Raw genomic sequence first — 15,383 nt, 5'->3', positions numbered from 1 at the left:
GAGTAATTGATGGAACTTGGCCCATATTTAGAAGCGATGCAAGATCTCGGTGCTTCAGATTTATTCATCACAGTTGGTTTTCCTGTTAGTGCCAAAGTTAATGGTGAAATGACTCCAGTTGGAGGTAGTAATTTAACTGAGGATGATGCTCTCACGTTAGTCCATGACGCTATGACAGATAAACAAAAGCAAGAGTTTGAAGTTACCAAAGAATGTAACTTTGCCATTGCTCGGGATGATATTGGCCGATTTCGTTGTAGTGCTTTTTGGCAACGTGATATGGCGGGAATGGTCATCAGGCGGATTGTCACACAAATTCCTGAAGTGGCAGATCTGGGGTTACCTGAAGTTCTTAAAGATATCATTATGTCAAAACGTGGTTTGGTTTTGTTTGTGGGAGCCACAGGTACAGGTAAATCAACCTCATTAGCTGCATTAATGGGTCATAGAAATCATCATTCTAGGGGGCATATATTGACTATAGAAGATCCTATCGAATTTGTGCATGAACATGGAAATTGTGTGGTTACACAAAGAGAAGTAGGAATAGACACTAAGTCTTTTGATGATGCCCTTAAAAGTTCTTTACGCCAAGCGCCAGACGTTATTCTAATTGGTGAAATACGTTCAATGGAAACCATGGAATATGCCATGTCGTTTGCTGATACTGGGCACTTGTGTGTAGCAACTTTGCACGCCAATAATGCTAACCAAGCCATTGAACGAATCATGCATTTAGCGCCGCCCGATCAACATGAAAAATTACGTTTTGATTTAAGTTTGAATATGCGAGCTATTGTGGCTCAGCAATTAGTGCCTACACCTGACGGTAATGGTCGAGTGGCGGCCATTGAAATTTTACTTAACTCGCCGTTAGTGACCGATCTGATCCAGCGTAATGAAATTGGCAGCCTCAAAGACGCCATGAAAAAAGGCAAAGAGATGGGCATGCAGAGCTTCGATATGGCGCTGTATGATTTATATAAAGCAGGAAAAGTCACTCTTGAACATGCTATTCATCATGCTGATTCACCCAATGATTTACGTTTGATGATAAAGCTAGACTCAGATGAAGGAAATGCTTTAGGCTCTCTTTCAAATGTGTCTATTGATATGGATTAATAGATGTATTGGAGTAGTAGATAAAATGGAAAAAGTTTTTAGTGATAATGATAGGTTCAGAGTGTGGCAAGTAAAACAGCTAATTGAAGAGCAAGGAATTAAATGTTTTATCAAGAATGAATTTGCCATAGGCGCTATGGGAGAGTTGTCTCCATTAGATGTATTACCAGAAGTATGGATTTATGATCTGCAATGGTTGCCCAAAGTTAAAGCCTTTATTAGTGAGTTTTTGGCTCAACCTGTTTCTGAGATCCCTTGGTGTTGTCCTCAATGCCAAGAAAAAAATGAAGCCAATTTTGAAGTGTGTTGGCAGTGTTCAAGCAACAAACCTGAATAACTATACGTTTAAATTAATGGAATAATAGATGAAATATAGCATTGGACTATTGTGGGTATTCTCTCTGCTGGGGGCATATTATATTGGCAATAGTTTGCAACAAACGCCGGCCAGCAATACTGATGTATCAGTGGCAGAAGTGCCGTCGCCATTTCTTGTCTCAACAAGTGTTAGTCAAACACAACATCTGCCAACTAGGGGTGAACAAGAACAACTGACTGTTGCCATTAACCAGCAAAGTAGCAGTAATCAGTTAGATCCATACCAACTATTACAACAAGCTAAAACATTGTTAGACAATAGTTCTAGGATGAACATCTCTAAATTAGCCAAAGCTTACAACTTAATACAAGAACTCAGTCCAGAGCAATTGTTTACCGCACTTAATGAGCTAGATACAAGTGCTCTTGATGCTGAATCAACTCAGTTGTTTTCATTGCTGTTAAGTCGTTATGCTGAGTTTGAACCTGAAAATGCAATGGCCTTTATTGCACAGCAAGTCGAGTCTAATAAAGCACAAGCAGTAGGTCGATTTGCCGTATTAAGTACGTGGGCTGAAAACGACCCTTTAACTGCTTTAGATTGGTTTAAAACTAGTGTCAGTTCAAATCAATTCAGCCAAGAAAATCGTCCTTTGCATAGCATTTTTTCTAATTTAGCCAAACAAGATGTAGACTTGGCGATTGATAGTTTAGCGCCTTTTGCCAAAAATATGCGGCAATTGTCTATGGCTGTTTCAGGCTTAACTCGATTATTATCGACTTCTGAGGATTTTATCCATGTTATGGATAAAACCAAAGAGTTAGATAATAAAAAACTCACACAGGATGTTGTCAGAGCTTGGGCCAGAACTGAGCCTGAAGATGCAATTGAATGGCTAGCGACAATAGAAGATGAAAAGCAGAAAAAGCAGTTGGAATACGATATATATCGCACTTGGCTTTTTTCTGATTCTGATCGAGCCGCCGAAGTTTATATGAACACTGCAGATAGCACTAATCGCCAAGCTAGAGCACAATTTGTTGCCAGATCGTTGAGTTATATCAATCCAGATAAAGCAGTCAGTTGGTTGCAGCAACAGGGCGGAATAGACTCAGATTTTTTGGTCAAAAAAGTGGTGAAAGAGAGTGCTCGTAATAACCCAGAGTTTGCCTCTACACATCTTGATGTGTTTACTGACAAAAAGGAGTACCTAGCTAGCTCGGTGTCTATTTATATGAGCTTTGCTAGAAATAGTCAGACTCAAGCTGATAATTTTTTGGCTGAATCCCCTTATAAAAATGAGCTACAAACTCAGATAGCAGAGCAAAAAAAACGTATGGAAAAGTATCGAAGAAAAAACTAATTCCATTTTAATTAGGGAGCCCAACTCCAATAAATAAAAGCGTTTATAGATGTTTATTGGGATTAGTCTTTCCTTTAAAAGGTTTGCTTTCAAAAATGGCGCGATCTGTTTGGCTTTGTAATTCATGTTCATAATGCCCCTATCTTGAGCAATACATGCACTTTTGGCATTTAAGCCGGTGTCAAAATCCTGAATTCTGATGACGCCTCATGATAATTCCATTTCATTGATACAGACTAACTCGATAATGCCTGTGGCTGACTTGCTTAGCTTATTCAATCACTGTCACTTAATATGTCCAAACTTCTTAGTTGTTAAGTTGCTAGAGTTGAATTAAACCTAATTTTAATGCTTCATGTAACGCTTCTGTTCTGCTGTTCACCTGTAGTTTGGTATAAATATTTTTAATATGGGTGGTAACTGTGTAATAGGTGATGTCGAGTTTTTCTGATATTTCTCTTGAAGAAAACCCCTGACTAATCAATTTTAGTATACTAACTTGTCTATCTGTTAATGCTTCTGGTAGCGCGTTATTTTGACTATGGGATTGAAATTTTTGTAGCATTAAACGCGCGATGATAGGGCTCATTGGTGCGCCGCCCTTCATCATTGAATGAATAGCGTCAGTAATTATTACCTCATCATCATGTTTAAGAATGTAAGATTTAGCTCCAGCTTCTAACGCACGAAAAACAATATGTTCATCTTGAAAACCAGAAATAACCATGGCTTCGCAGTCCAGTTTTTCTCTATTGATGGCCTTAATTATGTCAATACCTGAGCCATCAGGTAAGCCTATGTCGGTTAATAAAATGTCTGGCTTATGCAGCAGAAGTGCGTTTATGCCCTCCTGTTTAGTGGATGCAATGGCTAATAAAGCTAAGTCTTCTTGGGCCGCGATTAGAGCAGAAAATCTTGCTAAAATAGTTAGATCGTCTTCAACTACAATTACCGTGTATTTAGGCATAAAACAGAAGTCCTTGATTGGTGATCTAGCCTTGAAATAAATATAAGTTATTGCACGACATTAGTTCAACTATATTCCGAAATAATGGGAACTAAGTCGTGCAAGGCCTCAAATTAAATTAATTATTCTGGCAAGAAGAATCTTCGGAACCAGGTAGACATCTAACCAGTTGACTCAATCTTGCCACTTTAACCGTGTCGCCATACTGATTTCGAAATATGATTTCCAAATAACCAGTCCGCCCAAAAAGTCGATAATCCTTAAAGGAGCCTGATTCTATATCATCAATACTATATAAAGCAGTATCTAAAGAGGTCACATCTTCACCTAAGTAATTCACCTTACCGCTATCTGCGCCTTTTACTTTCCACGTATATTTCAATTCAGAATCACTAGTAGGGTGAACGTAGAAATACTCAATAACGGGAGAATGAGAGTTCACGTAATCTAAGGAGCTCACTTCTTGAGTTGAGCCGAGGTCATTTGAAAGGGTCGCGGTAATAACCGTGGGACTTGTATCACTAGGCGTAAAGCGAGCGGCAAAAAATTGTGCTTGCGGTAAACTCAGTACTTCAGCACCGACCAGACTCGTTTCGACGTCAACAAACTCATCACCAATGAACGTTCCGCCAATCAGCACTTCATTTTCGACTATTTCATAGGGATCATTATCCGATTCGCGACTAAAAACAGGTTCAGCTTTTAAACTCCAACGTGTAAATTCTGGCAGGGTCTCCTCTAAAACCAGATCGACAGCGAGCGACTCCTCATAGCATCTAATAATATCTGACGCGATACGCTCACCTTGTTCAGCATTTGCCCTCACATTGGCACCTTGAGGAATGATAGTTCTGATATCAGTGCCATCGTAAGTAAATAACTTTGGCAAGGTTGATATGGGGCCTCCAAAGAATGAAGTAATAGAGAAGTATGTAGGTTGACCTATTACTGCCCCAACAAGTGTAATGGAAAGTTCACAAACCCTTCTATCCTCGGCTGAAGCAGATCCGCTACTCGAAAGCCCCCACTGGTCTGCATTAAAATAGGTGAAATGTGTGGTGGTGCCACTTAAAGAAAATCCTGATTCTACCTGAGGGTTGGCTACGATTGTCCCTTCACCCTGCTGCTCCCAAAGACCTGTTGACTCATTTAAGCTCCATAATGGAATTTTACCGCCAATAACTAAGTCCTCATCATAAATATTTTTACTGACATAGATAGGTAGCTCTATTTCTGCCACAGCGCCTTCTTTTAATTGTAGCTCTTCACCGTTTTCATAAAAAGAAAACTCAGTGACACCGAACGAAAATAACTGTTGTTGAACTTCTAACCCTACTGGTATTTCGTCTGCATTGGGTAAGCCATAAAAGCTGCCCGGAAACGCATGTGCCGTCATTTCATCTTGAATATCTATCGGCGTAATATAGAGCTCTACATTGCCAGTGACCAGAGAGCCATCTGCCCTGACAAGTGATTCGCTGGGTATGCTTACTGTTGCGCCGTCAATTCCTGTCAATTCACCACCCAGAAAAGCGTCAAATATAATCGCGGGCGCTCGCTCAAGCAGTGTCACTGTATGGCTTTGAGAAAGCTCGCTATGCTCTTGAAAAAGTATGGCGTCTGAATAACCTGCCTTAGATAAGCGAATTACTCCATATGAACTTGATGAGTCAAGGTCTATTTGTAATTGACTTTGCTCATTATATGCTTGAGATTGTATGGTGAAAGTGTCTGAGGTGGCCGTTACATCAGTAAGTGGCATACCTCGTGTGTTAACGACAGTAATTATGCTGGTTATTGTCGACTCACCTGCAGGATTACTTGTCGGGTCATCTGTAGATTTATTAGCAGAATCAAAACAGCCAAGGGTAAGTAAAGTAATTAATATAAGTAAACAGTTTCGAACTCCTAACATAATATTTGTTAATGAGTTTATGACTAAATTGGTATATTTCATTTTATGATTTCCTTATGTAAAAACGACAGTAATTAGGTTGATTTTTTAGATCAACCTTATAGCGATGTTATTAATGTTGTATCTAAATGAACATACCAATACCTTGGTAGTGAGCTATTTTCTAGTGATTGACTTAGTAAAAAAGTGGGGTAAAGCAGATTGATTTTTAAATTTTGTTGTCGTTAGTGCTATCAATGTGGATTGGTATTAGTGCTAGTTTAACTGAGATTAGTTGCAGAGTTTCCAGAGCCGGTGAAATGGCTCACTTGAAAATGAATAGTTGATTTAATCCAAACCCAACTGAGTGAGTATTTATAAGTATTTGAAATATAAGTGGATTCAAACAACACTTGTTATTTAGAGTTCAGATTAAAAAGGTAAAAAGTTAAAAGAGTATTCTAGTTGGGTTTGGGTTACATTTAGGCTACCAAACTGAATCATTTTAATCCGTGCTAACAAGCGTTTTTCTAGCGCTTCGTCACCTAGTTCACTGCTGACAATGTTAGCAGTTGAAATATTGCCATCTGGCTCTATCACTAGTTTTACGGTAATTTTTCCTTCTAGTTCAGGGTTTTTACGTAAGGCTTTACGGTATAACGAGTAGATCGCACCTTTGTGTTCATCTATGGTTTTACGAATATTTTCTAAGTTGCGATCACCGATTATTTCATCTTCCCGTTCAATCTGTTTAGCGGCTAATGATGCCACGCCTTCCGATGGCGCGACAAACTCGGTACTGCGACGACCGGTTAATTCACCTTTTGCGCCTACATTGGTTGATAAGTTAGCACTATTCACCCCGCCACTGGTGCTGTTTACTAATTCTCCTACAGACTTGCGTTCGGTTTTGGCTTGCTCACCACCGCCTTTAATGGTTTCGGTTTTGGCTAGGTTATTCAGTTGTAAATCTTTGCGCATACTGGCTAAATCATCTTGAAAAGCTAGTAAGCCAGAGCTTTGTGCTTTCGCCTTGGCCTTTGCTATCTCAGCTTTGGGATCAGGTTTAGGCGGCGCTTTCGGCTTAGGTTTGGGGGTAGCTTGCTTTTTAGGCTTTTGCACCACAGGTTTGGGTTTCGGCTCAGGCTTTTTTTCAATTTTTGGCTCTGGTTTAGGTTCGGATTTAGGTTCTATTGCCGGTTCAGGCTTAGGTGGTTCAATTTTTTTAACCTCAAGTGGTTTCGCCTTAATGAGCCTTGCTAATTGAGGCGGAAGTTTTTCTATTTCTATTCTAGGCGCTTCTGGTAATTCAACTATTTTTACCCATAAGGCAGCCAAAAGTGTGATGGCTAAAACCGCTAAAGTAATACGACTAAATAGTGTGTTTTCTTTGGCACTGCTCGACCAAGGTAATACCGATTGACTCACTAAGGCACTACTCATTACACCCCCTCGCCTTGATTAGTGGGAGTCTTCTGTTCAACGGCAAGGGCTATATCGGTATATCCGGCTTGAGCGCATGATTGCATTAGTTTTTTCAGTAAAGCGTAAGGCATAGCTTGGTCGGCCATAATAGTGATGGCTTTGGCTGAACCTTCGGGAGCTGGCTGATTTTCATCTGTGGTTAAAGTGCTAGCTTGGCGAGTGCTTTGATAGTTAAGTTCTTCGACTAAACTGGCGATCACTTCATTTTGACTAGCTAATATATCAGGAATGTCAGCCATTTTTTTACCTTGTAGAATCACTTGATCTTGGTTGACCAGTAACAATAAGGTTTCTTTAGCCGCCGTATTGGCTGTTGATTCTGGCAAGGTCACAGACTTGTCGTTTTGTAATACCTGTACATCAGATGCATTGAGCATTAAAAAGAACACTAGGATAGTAAAAATATCCATTAACGACACTAGGCTTAACTTAGTTTGTTTGCTGTTGCGTTTGTAATTACGTTGTAATCTGCGCGCACGAACTGACATTTTCATCGATTGGCACCATTATTATTTGTGGCTGGGATTTCTGCAGCTAATGTTGGTGCATCGGCAAAGGATATTTCTGGAAACAACTCAGCATCCACTAGGTCTACCCCAATCACATCTTGATAAGAACGCGTTGTATCCATAAGGTGCACAATAGTTTGGTAAGGGACGGTGTCGTCTAACATTAAGACAATATCTTTTTTGTCAGCCCCTTTGCTTAATAAGGTTTGTTTCAGTTGTTTTAAAATTTGTTGTAATTGCTCTAAATCGTGTTGTGTTTGCTTCGCTTCTATTGTTTGTAGTAGGTAGCCAGCTGGGTAGTACACACTTATCTGTTGGTTATTGACTATCAATTCTAGTTGTTTATTTTCTAATTCAGAGGCCGGTGCGTTAGACAATAAAGCCGGTAACTTTAACTCTAAAACAGTGATTTTAGAGAACACCATCATCATTAGCAGAACAGGCACCAGCACTATCATGAGGTTCATGAAAGAAGTGATATCTAGTTCTGCATCTGCTTTTTTGATTTTTCGGCCACGTCTTAGCATAGTGAGCTGCCTTTATCTGTCGCTGTTACGAGTATTGGGGCTGACTTCTTGACGATTGATCAAAATGTTTAAACATTTCACTCCAGCCATCTCCATACTATCGATAATTTCAGTGGTTTTAGTTTGTAAAACTGAATGAAAGGCTAACAGTGGGATGGCGGCTATCAAACCAAAGGCAGTGGTATTCATTGCCACCGAAATACTTTGTGACAACAAGCTGGCTTTTTCTGCTGGGTCGGCATTAGCAACCGCAGTAAAAGCAGCGATTAAACCAATTATGGTACCAAGTAGTCCTAATAGGGTGGCAATATTGGCCAAGGTGCCTAAATATGCGGTGCGCTTTTCAAGTCTTGGTACCGCTTCCATTAAACCTTCTTCCATGGCGTATTCAATATCTTCACGACGTTGGCTGGTGGACATACGTCCAATCCCTGCACTAATAATACGGGCAATAGGCGCAGCTTGCTGAGTACCGAGTTTCACAATAGCGTCATATTTATTTTCGGCCAGTAATGATTCTATTTCATTAAACGCGTTGCGATTCTTACGAAGCGCACCGGCTAAAAACATAAAGCGTTCTATTGCTATGGCTAATCCCAAGGCCAGTACAATTGAAATAGGCAGCATAAACGAGCCGCCTTCTTGGAAGAACCTGACGATAGTGTTGTAGGTGTCCATATTTGATCTCCAGTAAATAACTGAAGCCACACTAGCATGGGGTCATGTAAAGTTAAGTATGCTTATTGAGGTGTACTGTTCGATTTGAATAACTTTTCAAATACCTTTTGCTCGTTAACAAAGCTTTTTCTAAAAATAGGTTCTAGCTGCAAGGGCTTGATATGGCTTGGTTGTTGACCTTTTATAGCGGTATAAACAGGTAACTGCCAAGGTACGATGGTTAATACCTTTGGTTGCTCTTGATTACCTCGAAAAGTGGCTTCTAATTTTATTTTATTGGCGATAGCTTTCGATTTTCCTTGTTCAACGGGCTCCTGAGCGAATCCCGATAGACTACCTAGTAGAGTACAGCCGAGTATGATCAATAGGGTCTTTTTCATGGTCTAGCCTTGTTGTTTAAGCTGGCGGGTAAGATCGACAATCCAGCCCCGCACTTTTTTGGCTTCTTTACCTTGGGTTAAGGTGATTATGCTTTGGTATGTTTGGTAACTATCAAGAGCTTGTTGTTTTTTTCCCATATAAATGTCGAGTAAAATTCCACGATTTAAATAGGCTGGAGCAAAACCAGGCCAACTATCTATCGCTTGTTGGTAATGGTTTAGGGCTTGGTCGAATTCACCTTGTTTAGTGAATAAAATAGCCAATCTGTTATGAGCTAAGTAATTATTAGGATTAATGGCTACTGCTTGATTGTAATAGCCAATTATTACTTGGGAGTCTTGTTTTTGTGCTGCTGCAATATCGCCTTTTACCACCCAGATAGCTGAATGTTTAGTATCTGCTTGGACATAGTTAGCAATCAAATCTAAGGCTTGAGGATATTGCTGTTGCTCGATTGTCTCTAAAGCTAGCTTTACCTGTCTCTCCATCGTTGGCGGCATACTAGGTTCGGTCGCTCTATACTGATTAGGTCTAGCCAATAGTATGGCTTCTGCTGATGGTGGTGTGACGTTTTGCTGACTATTATTATTGTTGGCTACAACTTCTATATTCTTGGTAACCGTTGTCGAACCACAGGCGCTAAGTAATATGCCAAGGCTAAGGATCGCAATGGACAGCGAATTAAAATAACTCATTGGCTAACTCTCCAGTTATTGCTTGTTTACCATAACGTACCGGCAACAGTTTACTGAGTTGATTAATACTATTTTCTACCCATTGATCGTAATTACCTTGCCAACTGCGCTGTACGTTGGATTCATGTAATTCAATGGCTTGCTCTTCAAATGGGTAGGTTTGCTCTTCAAGGAGTAATTCATATTGTTCTAGTGCTAGTACCGATAAGCCCTTAGGACGTTCCGAGGTCATTAGGTCAATTGAAAAAACACGAAAAATTTCCGCAATTTGATAATTGGCGGCACTACTCAATTCAGCGACACCATAAGCCATCACCTGATCAAACTTGGCTATTGCTGTATCCATGGCTTGACGCTTTTTAGTTAAACTTAATTTTAGGGGTAAAGTGAGTTTGATTTGATTAAACACATAAACTGCATCTTTGGCAAATACCATACTTGCCTTAGCTGCTAGGTATTGAGAGCGTACTGTGCGATTTTCTCCAGCTTGTTTATCTGCTGTAATTAATTTGTTTAACCAGTAACGTCGTTTACTGTCTTCATTACTGGTTAGGTAAAATTCACTCATTAAAAAGCGCACTTCTGTGGCTGTGTCAAATGGAGCTGGGTAAGTATGGGCATATTGACGATAGGCAGGTAAGTATTTGCTACGTAGCTGTGCTTTTTGGTAATACTCAGCTGCAGTCCACAGGGCTAGTCGACCCTCTTCTTGTTGTGGGGTTTGTTGCCAAATTTCATATAATCCATCTGCTGCCAACTCCCACTGTTCGTTTTTCTCATAAGCAAAAATGAGTTTGTCAGCTATACCTTGAGTTAATGGGTGTTGCTCAAAACGGCTAGCAAAATCAGTTAATAATGCTATGGCTGCTGACCAGTTTTGTTGCTGTAGCAACAAAGTAGCTGCATCATATTGCGCATTTAAACGCACTTGGCTATTTGGCAGTTCAGTGACAATACGTTGCCATAAGCTGACAGCTTGATCGAGTTGTTGGTTAGTTTGGGCAAGTTCGCCTTGGCGATAAATGCTCACTGCTAGTCTTTCTTGCATATCGACATAACGTTTATCTTTTGTATTTAATTGCGCTAATACTTTTTGGTAGGCTTGCTCAGCGTTAGTAAAGTCTTGGATCGCAAATAAACTATGGGCGGCGACTAAACTGGCTGATAAGTATATTTGTGACGTTTTATCTGAATTGTTTTTGCCCAAAGCATTGTTATATCGAGACATTAACCAGTTTGCTAGCTCAATGGCTACCGGATATTCCTTATTGGTAAAGCGTGTTTGCATTAATAACAAGGCTATGTCATTAGCTCGTTTATCTGTAGTAAAGGTATTAATAAACTTCTCTTGGCTGGCGAATGACGCGGTGACTAAAGATGTGTCAGTGTCGGTGGCTGAAGTATTTAACAACTTTCGGTAACTGAGTATCGCTGCGTAGGCTGCATCAGCTGCTTTGTTACCTTGAGGGATGTCATAGGCATAGCGTTCAAATTCTGTAATTGCCGCTAAGATTTGCCCCCCATCGTGCAGACTTTCTGCCAATAAGAAACGTTTCTCGATTGTGTCTTTTTCATTTTCAAAAGTGTCAATGTATTCTTGATACCAACGGGCGGCTGAGATGAAAGCGGCAATATGTTGTTGCTGGGTATTGGATTCAGACCTACTGACTAATAATTGTGCTCTTGCATGTTCGTATTGGGCAAGTTCATTCAGATACTGACGTAAGTATGGGGTTAACTTTTGCTGAATGCTTTTCGGTTGTGTTGCCCAACTGCTACCATTAATGCCAAACATTTCCACATAACCTTGTTTGGCGGGCATCACTAGACTGGGGAATTCCCCTAAAATATAGGCGTCTATATGTTTAACGTAAAAGTCTGCAGCCAGCGGGTGAGTGGGGTGTCGCTGTGCAAAAGCTAAATAGGCATTAGCACTATCTTTAAAGCGGTCATTATTTAGTTGTAACTGGGCTAAACCATCAAACAGAATATGTTCGTAACGCCTCGCTCCAATATTTTCGATAAAGCTTAATAGGCTTTGTTCGTTACTGGCGTAAGAAAATATTAACGACATAATACGTACGCTATCGTTAACTAACCTTTGTTCACCGGCTCTTAAAGGCTGTTCATCTTCAGGTTCTCCGAATTGCCAAGATTCAGCCCCCAAGTATTTGTCTAATACTTTGCCAAAGGCTTGTGCTGCTTGTTGCTGATTATCTAAATTAAATTGACTCCAACCCAACATATAGGCTGACATGGCAAAGTATTCACTGTTTGGGAAAGTGACAGCTTGATTGTACGCCTCAACGGCACGGCTGAATTCGCCTTTTGCATACAAATATTCACCTTGTCTAAAGTGAGCTTCGGCTATGTATCGGCTAGTAGGGTAGGTTTGGATCAGCGAACTAAGTTCTGCAAAACTGGCTTGGGCATTGCCTTGTAGATCATAAGCTCGAGATAGTTGATAACTTATATGCGCTCCATCCTCGCCTAAATGCTCTTCTTTTTGTATGCCTAAGTATGTTTGAATTGCCTGCTGATAATAACCGGTGTCACTAGTTAAACCTTGTTCTTGCTCTTGTTCTGCTAGTAGCATTTCTAGACTAGCAAGACGTTTGCGCATTTGCTGTTGCTGCTTAGGATCTTGTACTTCTGGAGTCAGTTTGGCGTAGGTATCACGTAAATGAATTAAATCGGCAGGCCCCATCTTACTGGGGGTTATTTTTATCGGCTCTAGTGCGCTGGCAAATAGCGGTGAGGCTGGCTGTATACGATTAGTTGAAGGTGCCTTTACCTCTTCTGTTGCTGACCATAGTTGGCAACCTGTCATCAGTAAAACAACTATGCCAATAGGCAAGCTTAGAGAGTTACAAGTTAACAAGTTAGGTACCTTCATTGTGTTTCTCCTATATTCTTTTCATTAGGGGAAAGTTGTTGAGGATCTTGGTCTTGTAGTCTTAGTTTCGCCAATTGTATGCTTTGCTCCACTTGGTCTAAATAAATCTGACGAGTGGATAATTTGCTGATTGCTTTGGATTTGATCTGTTGGCTGATATTTTTTTGCAGGCCTTTAATGGTCTGTAGATGATGGTTTACTCGCCCAGCTAAATGGGCTATTTTTTGATATTGCTCTGTATATTCAGCCGGTGCAGCAATTTGCTTAAGTAAGTTGGTTTGGCTTTGTTTGGCTATGTCTAAAAGTTGTTCAGTTTCTGTTATCCCTTGCTGATGTTGCCATAATAAAGGTTGAAAATTATCGGCAAAATACCAAGTCAATATACCATCTACTCGTGCCAACCTTTTAGCATAACTAGGAGATAATTTTTGTCTCCCTTTAATCTTTGTAATACGTAACTTGGCTTGCTGAATTCTAGCCAATTGCGCCAGTTGGCTTTCATTGGCTAAGCCACTGGCATCTTGGGTGGCTTGAGCTAATTCCACTTGCCTAGAGAGTCTTTGTAATTGCTTGTCTAACTCAGTTGTTTTTAGCACAAAATCTTTTTGTGCTACTTGTTTACCTCGTGCGACAGCCGCCTGTTTACGCTCATCTAATAGGCTTTTAAATTCGGCTAAATCTTGTTTTTTGGCTGTCAGTAAATTGCTTTCTTGTTGCAGGTCGAGCCAAGTCTTGAGTTGTTGTTTCGATTGGCCTGCCAGAAATGATTGCATTATATCGCTTTGGCTAAGGGGCCATGTAATCCCATCTAGATTAGCTTGTGTATTTTCGGTCAGGACTAATATACGTGGTAAAAAATCAGCTTGTTGGATAAGAGCTAAGCTAGTGTTGATATCTTGCTGGGCGACAGCTAACTGCTTTTCTGAGACCAGTAATTTTTGCCAAGCTTGCACTTCATCTCCAGCTTGTTCTAGTTGCCACGCCATTGCAAGTAAGCCTTGTAATGCGGCATCCCTAGCAGGGAAATCAATACTGATTTTTTGCCAAATAGCCAAAGCCATAGGCAGCTTACCTTGATTAGCTAATGCTTGGGCATAACCTAATAATGCATTGGCTCCGTCTTGTCGCTGACTGTGCACATTGGAAAAGTGGGTAAGTGCTTGCTCTGTCTCTAAGGTATTTAAATAGGTATAACCTAAAGCTAAATGAATACGATCACTTAATCCTTGGTATTCGCTTTCAGTCATTTTGTCTGTGGGCTTAAACCATAAACCATTGGTCCAATTTGCCCACCAACTTTGTTGCCAAGGAGCCTTTTCTTGAGCAGATAAGTCGTTAAGTGCTTGTCTGAATGAGGCTATGGCTAAAGGATATTCTCCCTTTTCTAATTCAAATAGTCCGTAGTTATAATGCAGATAAGGTCGATACACCGAATCATTTGGTAAGCTGTTTACAACATTTGAAAACCGCTGTTGGCTAGCCGATTGATTGGGGATGGCAACTAATAGTTGACCTTGTATGTAAGCGAGTTGCTCTTGCTGTTGAATATCATATTGTTTGCGCCATGCTTGGCTGTTATCTAACCCTTGCTGGGTTTTTATATACTGGCCAGAATCAAAATAAGCTTTGCTTAACCAAAACCAAGCTTGTGCTTGCACCTCAGGCTCTGCTTGTTCGGTTAATTGAGTCAGTATCTGTTCCGCTTGATTATTTAGGCCGTAAACTAAACTCATTCCCCCTTTTGCCACTTGTGCCTGTTGCTTGTATTCCCCTAAACTTTGCTGCTCTGCCACTGCTAATTGTACTAATCCTTGTCGATAGTTTTGTTGGTAAAATTCAAATAAAACCTGCCCCCAGCTTTGTTTAGCTAGGTATTCTTCTGGCTTGTTTGTGTCTATGGTTTTCGCCAAAGCACTAGTCACCCATAGCACCAGTATCAGTGGCCATAAGCTGCTGATTTTTGTCCATTTAAGTTGAGGTAAATAAAAAGTTAGGCGCATGCTTTACAGTTCCACTGCCTCAAATTTAGGTTGCAGCTTTAAGTTTGAATCACGTATTTGTAATTCAATTGCTTTAGGGTCTTCATCTTTATCTACGCTTAATACGACTCCTCTTTTGTATGGACGTTTTTCAGGTCCAAGGCCATGAAAGAATGCACTTATTTCATGTTCGCCTTGGGCGATATTACCTATATAAAGTTTCTGCACGCCGCCTCGATGTAAGGCATCAATTTGTTTTTGGGTATACAAATAATGGGTGACGGTTTTATCACCAATTTTTAATTCTACTGAATCTAATTGAAAGTAAGTACCAACATCAATAGATAGGTAAACGGCAAGTTGGGTGCTTGAAGGAAAGAGTAAATCTTCTTCCAAAATAAATAAATCTCGATTTAGTGCAATGATTTCTTTTTTCAAATCTTCAATTTGTTTGGCAATGGGGGCAGTGGACTGGGTCTGTGCAAAAACACTAACACTGGCAAATATTGTTAAGCTGATTAGGCTTTGTATGATTAATTTTTTCATCATAATTCCTTAAACGTTTGGC

General features: G+C 40.2%; 14 protein-coding genes. 3 read left to right on the top strand and 11 right to left on the bottom strand.

All coding sequences use genetic code 11. The annotated features are described in order from the left end of the window. The first annotated feature begins 9 nt into the window (after positions 1–9). Genes GQR87_RS17105 through GQR87_RS17095 form a run of 3 tightly spaced genes read left to right on the top strand, consistent with a single transcriptional unit; the run spans position 10 to position 2,804 of the window. Positions 10–1,122 carry a PilT/PilU family type 4a pilus ATPase gene (locus GQR87_RS17105; RefSeq protein ID WP_158971429.1) on the top strand — a complete coding sequence of 371 codons (1,113 nt, stop codon included), beginning with the start codon at positions 10–12 and terminating at the stop codon, positions 1,120–1,122. 25 nt (positions 1,123–1,147) lie between these two features. After that, positions 1,148–1,459 (top strand): DUF2007 domain-containing protein, encoded by a 312-nt coding sequence (locus GQR87_RS17100; RefSeq protein ID WP_158971427.1) that lies wholly within the window; start codon positions 1,148–1,150, stop codon positions 1,457–1,459. 28 nt (positions 1,460–1,487) lie between these two features. Beyond that, positions 1,488–2,804, top strand: coding sequence for a hypothetical protein (locus tag GQR87_RS17095; RefSeq protein ID WP_158971425.1), 1,317 nt, complete (start codon positions 1,488–1,490; stop codon positions 2,802–2,804). 322 nt (positions 2,805–3,126) lie between these two features. Here GQR87_RS17095 and GQR87_RS17090 read toward each other — a convergent pair whose 3' ends face one another. The 11 genes from GQR87_RS17090 to GQR87_RS17040 form a co-directional block, all read right to left on the bottom strand. Continuing rightward, positions 3,127–3,771, bottom strand: coding sequence for a response regulator transcription factor (locus tag GQR87_RS17090; RefSeq protein ID WP_158971423.1), 645 nt, complete (start codon positions 3,769–3,771; stop codon positions 3,127–3,129). A 118-nt stretch (positions 3,772–3,889) separates the two neighbouring features. After that, positions 3,890–5,728: a hypothetical protein gene (locus tag GQR87_RS17085; RefSeq protein WP_158971421.1), complete on the bottom strand. Its 1,839-nt coding sequence runs from the start codon at positions 5,726–5,728 to the stop codon at positions 3,890–3,892. A 369-nt stretch (positions 5,729–6,097) separates the two neighbouring features. Further along, positions 6,098–7,108, bottom strand: a complete 1,011-nt coding sequence (locus GQR87_RS17080; protein WP_158971419.1) for an AgmX/PglI C-terminal domain-containing protein — start codon at positions 7,106–7,108, stop codon at positions 6,098–6,100. After that, a complete protein-coding gene (locus GQR87_RS17075; protein ID WP_158971417.1) occupies positions 7,108–7,644 on the bottom strand; it encodes a biopolymer transporter ExbD in 537 nt (178 codons plus the stop codon). Before GQR87_RS17075 ends, GQR87_RS17080 begins: the two co-directional genes overlap by 1 nt. Continuing rightward, positions 7,641–8,186, bottom strand: coding sequence for a biopolymer transporter ExbD (locus GQR87_RS17070; RefSeq protein ID WP_158971415.1), 546 nt, complete (start codon positions 8,184–8,186; stop codon positions 7,641–7,643). The genes GQR87_RS17075 and GQR87_RS17070 overlap by 4 nt, the downstream gene beginning before the upstream one ends. Before the next feature lie 12 nt (positions 8,187–8,198). Next, a complete protein-coding gene (locus GQR87_RS17065; RefSeq protein WP_158971413.1) occupies positions 8,199–8,864 on the bottom strand; it encodes a MotA/TolQ/ExbB proton channel family protein in 666 nt (221 codons plus the stop codon). A gap of 62 nt (positions 8,865–8,926) precedes the next feature. Then, on the bottom strand, positions 8,927–9,244 hold the full coding sequence (locus GQR87_RS17060) for a hypothetical protein (RefSeq protein ID WP_158971411.1): 318 nt from the start codon (positions 9,242–9,244) through the stop codon (positions 8,927–8,929). A gap of 3 nt (positions 9,245–9,247) precedes the next feature. Beyond that, positions 9,248–9,940 (bottom strand): M48 family metallopeptidase, encoded by a 693-nt coding sequence (locus tag GQR87_RS17055; RefSeq protein ID WP_158971409.1) that lies wholly within the window; start codon positions 9,938–9,940, stop codon positions 9,248–9,250. Next, positions 9,927–12,836, bottom strand: coding sequence for a tetratricopeptide repeat protein (locus GQR87_RS17050; protein ID WP_158971407.1), 2,910 nt, complete (start codon positions 12,834–12,836; stop codon positions 9,927–9,929). The genes GQR87_RS17055 and GQR87_RS17050 overlap by 14 nt, the downstream gene beginning before the upstream one ends. Next, positions 12,833–14,836 (bottom strand): hypothetical protein, encoded by a 2,004-nt coding sequence (locus GQR87_RS17045; RefSeq protein WP_158971405.1) that lies wholly within the window; start codon positions 14,834–14,836, stop codon positions 12,833–12,835. The genes GQR87_RS17050 and GQR87_RS17045 overlap by 4 nt, the downstream gene beginning before the upstream one ends. Before the next feature lie 3 nt (positions 14,837–14,839). After that, on the bottom strand, positions 14,840–15,361 hold the full coding sequence (locus GQR87_RS17040; RefSeq protein WP_199271636.1) for a hypothetical protein: 522 nt from the start codon (positions 15,359–15,361) through the stop codon (positions 14,840–14,842). Between the last annotated feature and the right edge of the window lie 22 nt (positions 15,362–15,383).

The organism is Paraglaciecola sp. L3A3 (assembly GCF_009796765.1).
Taxonomy (GTDB): Bacteria; Pseudomonadota; Gammaproteobacteria; order Enterobacterales; family Alteromonadaceae; genus Paraglaciecola.
This window is presented reverse-complemented; position numbering and strand designations above follow the sequence as displayed.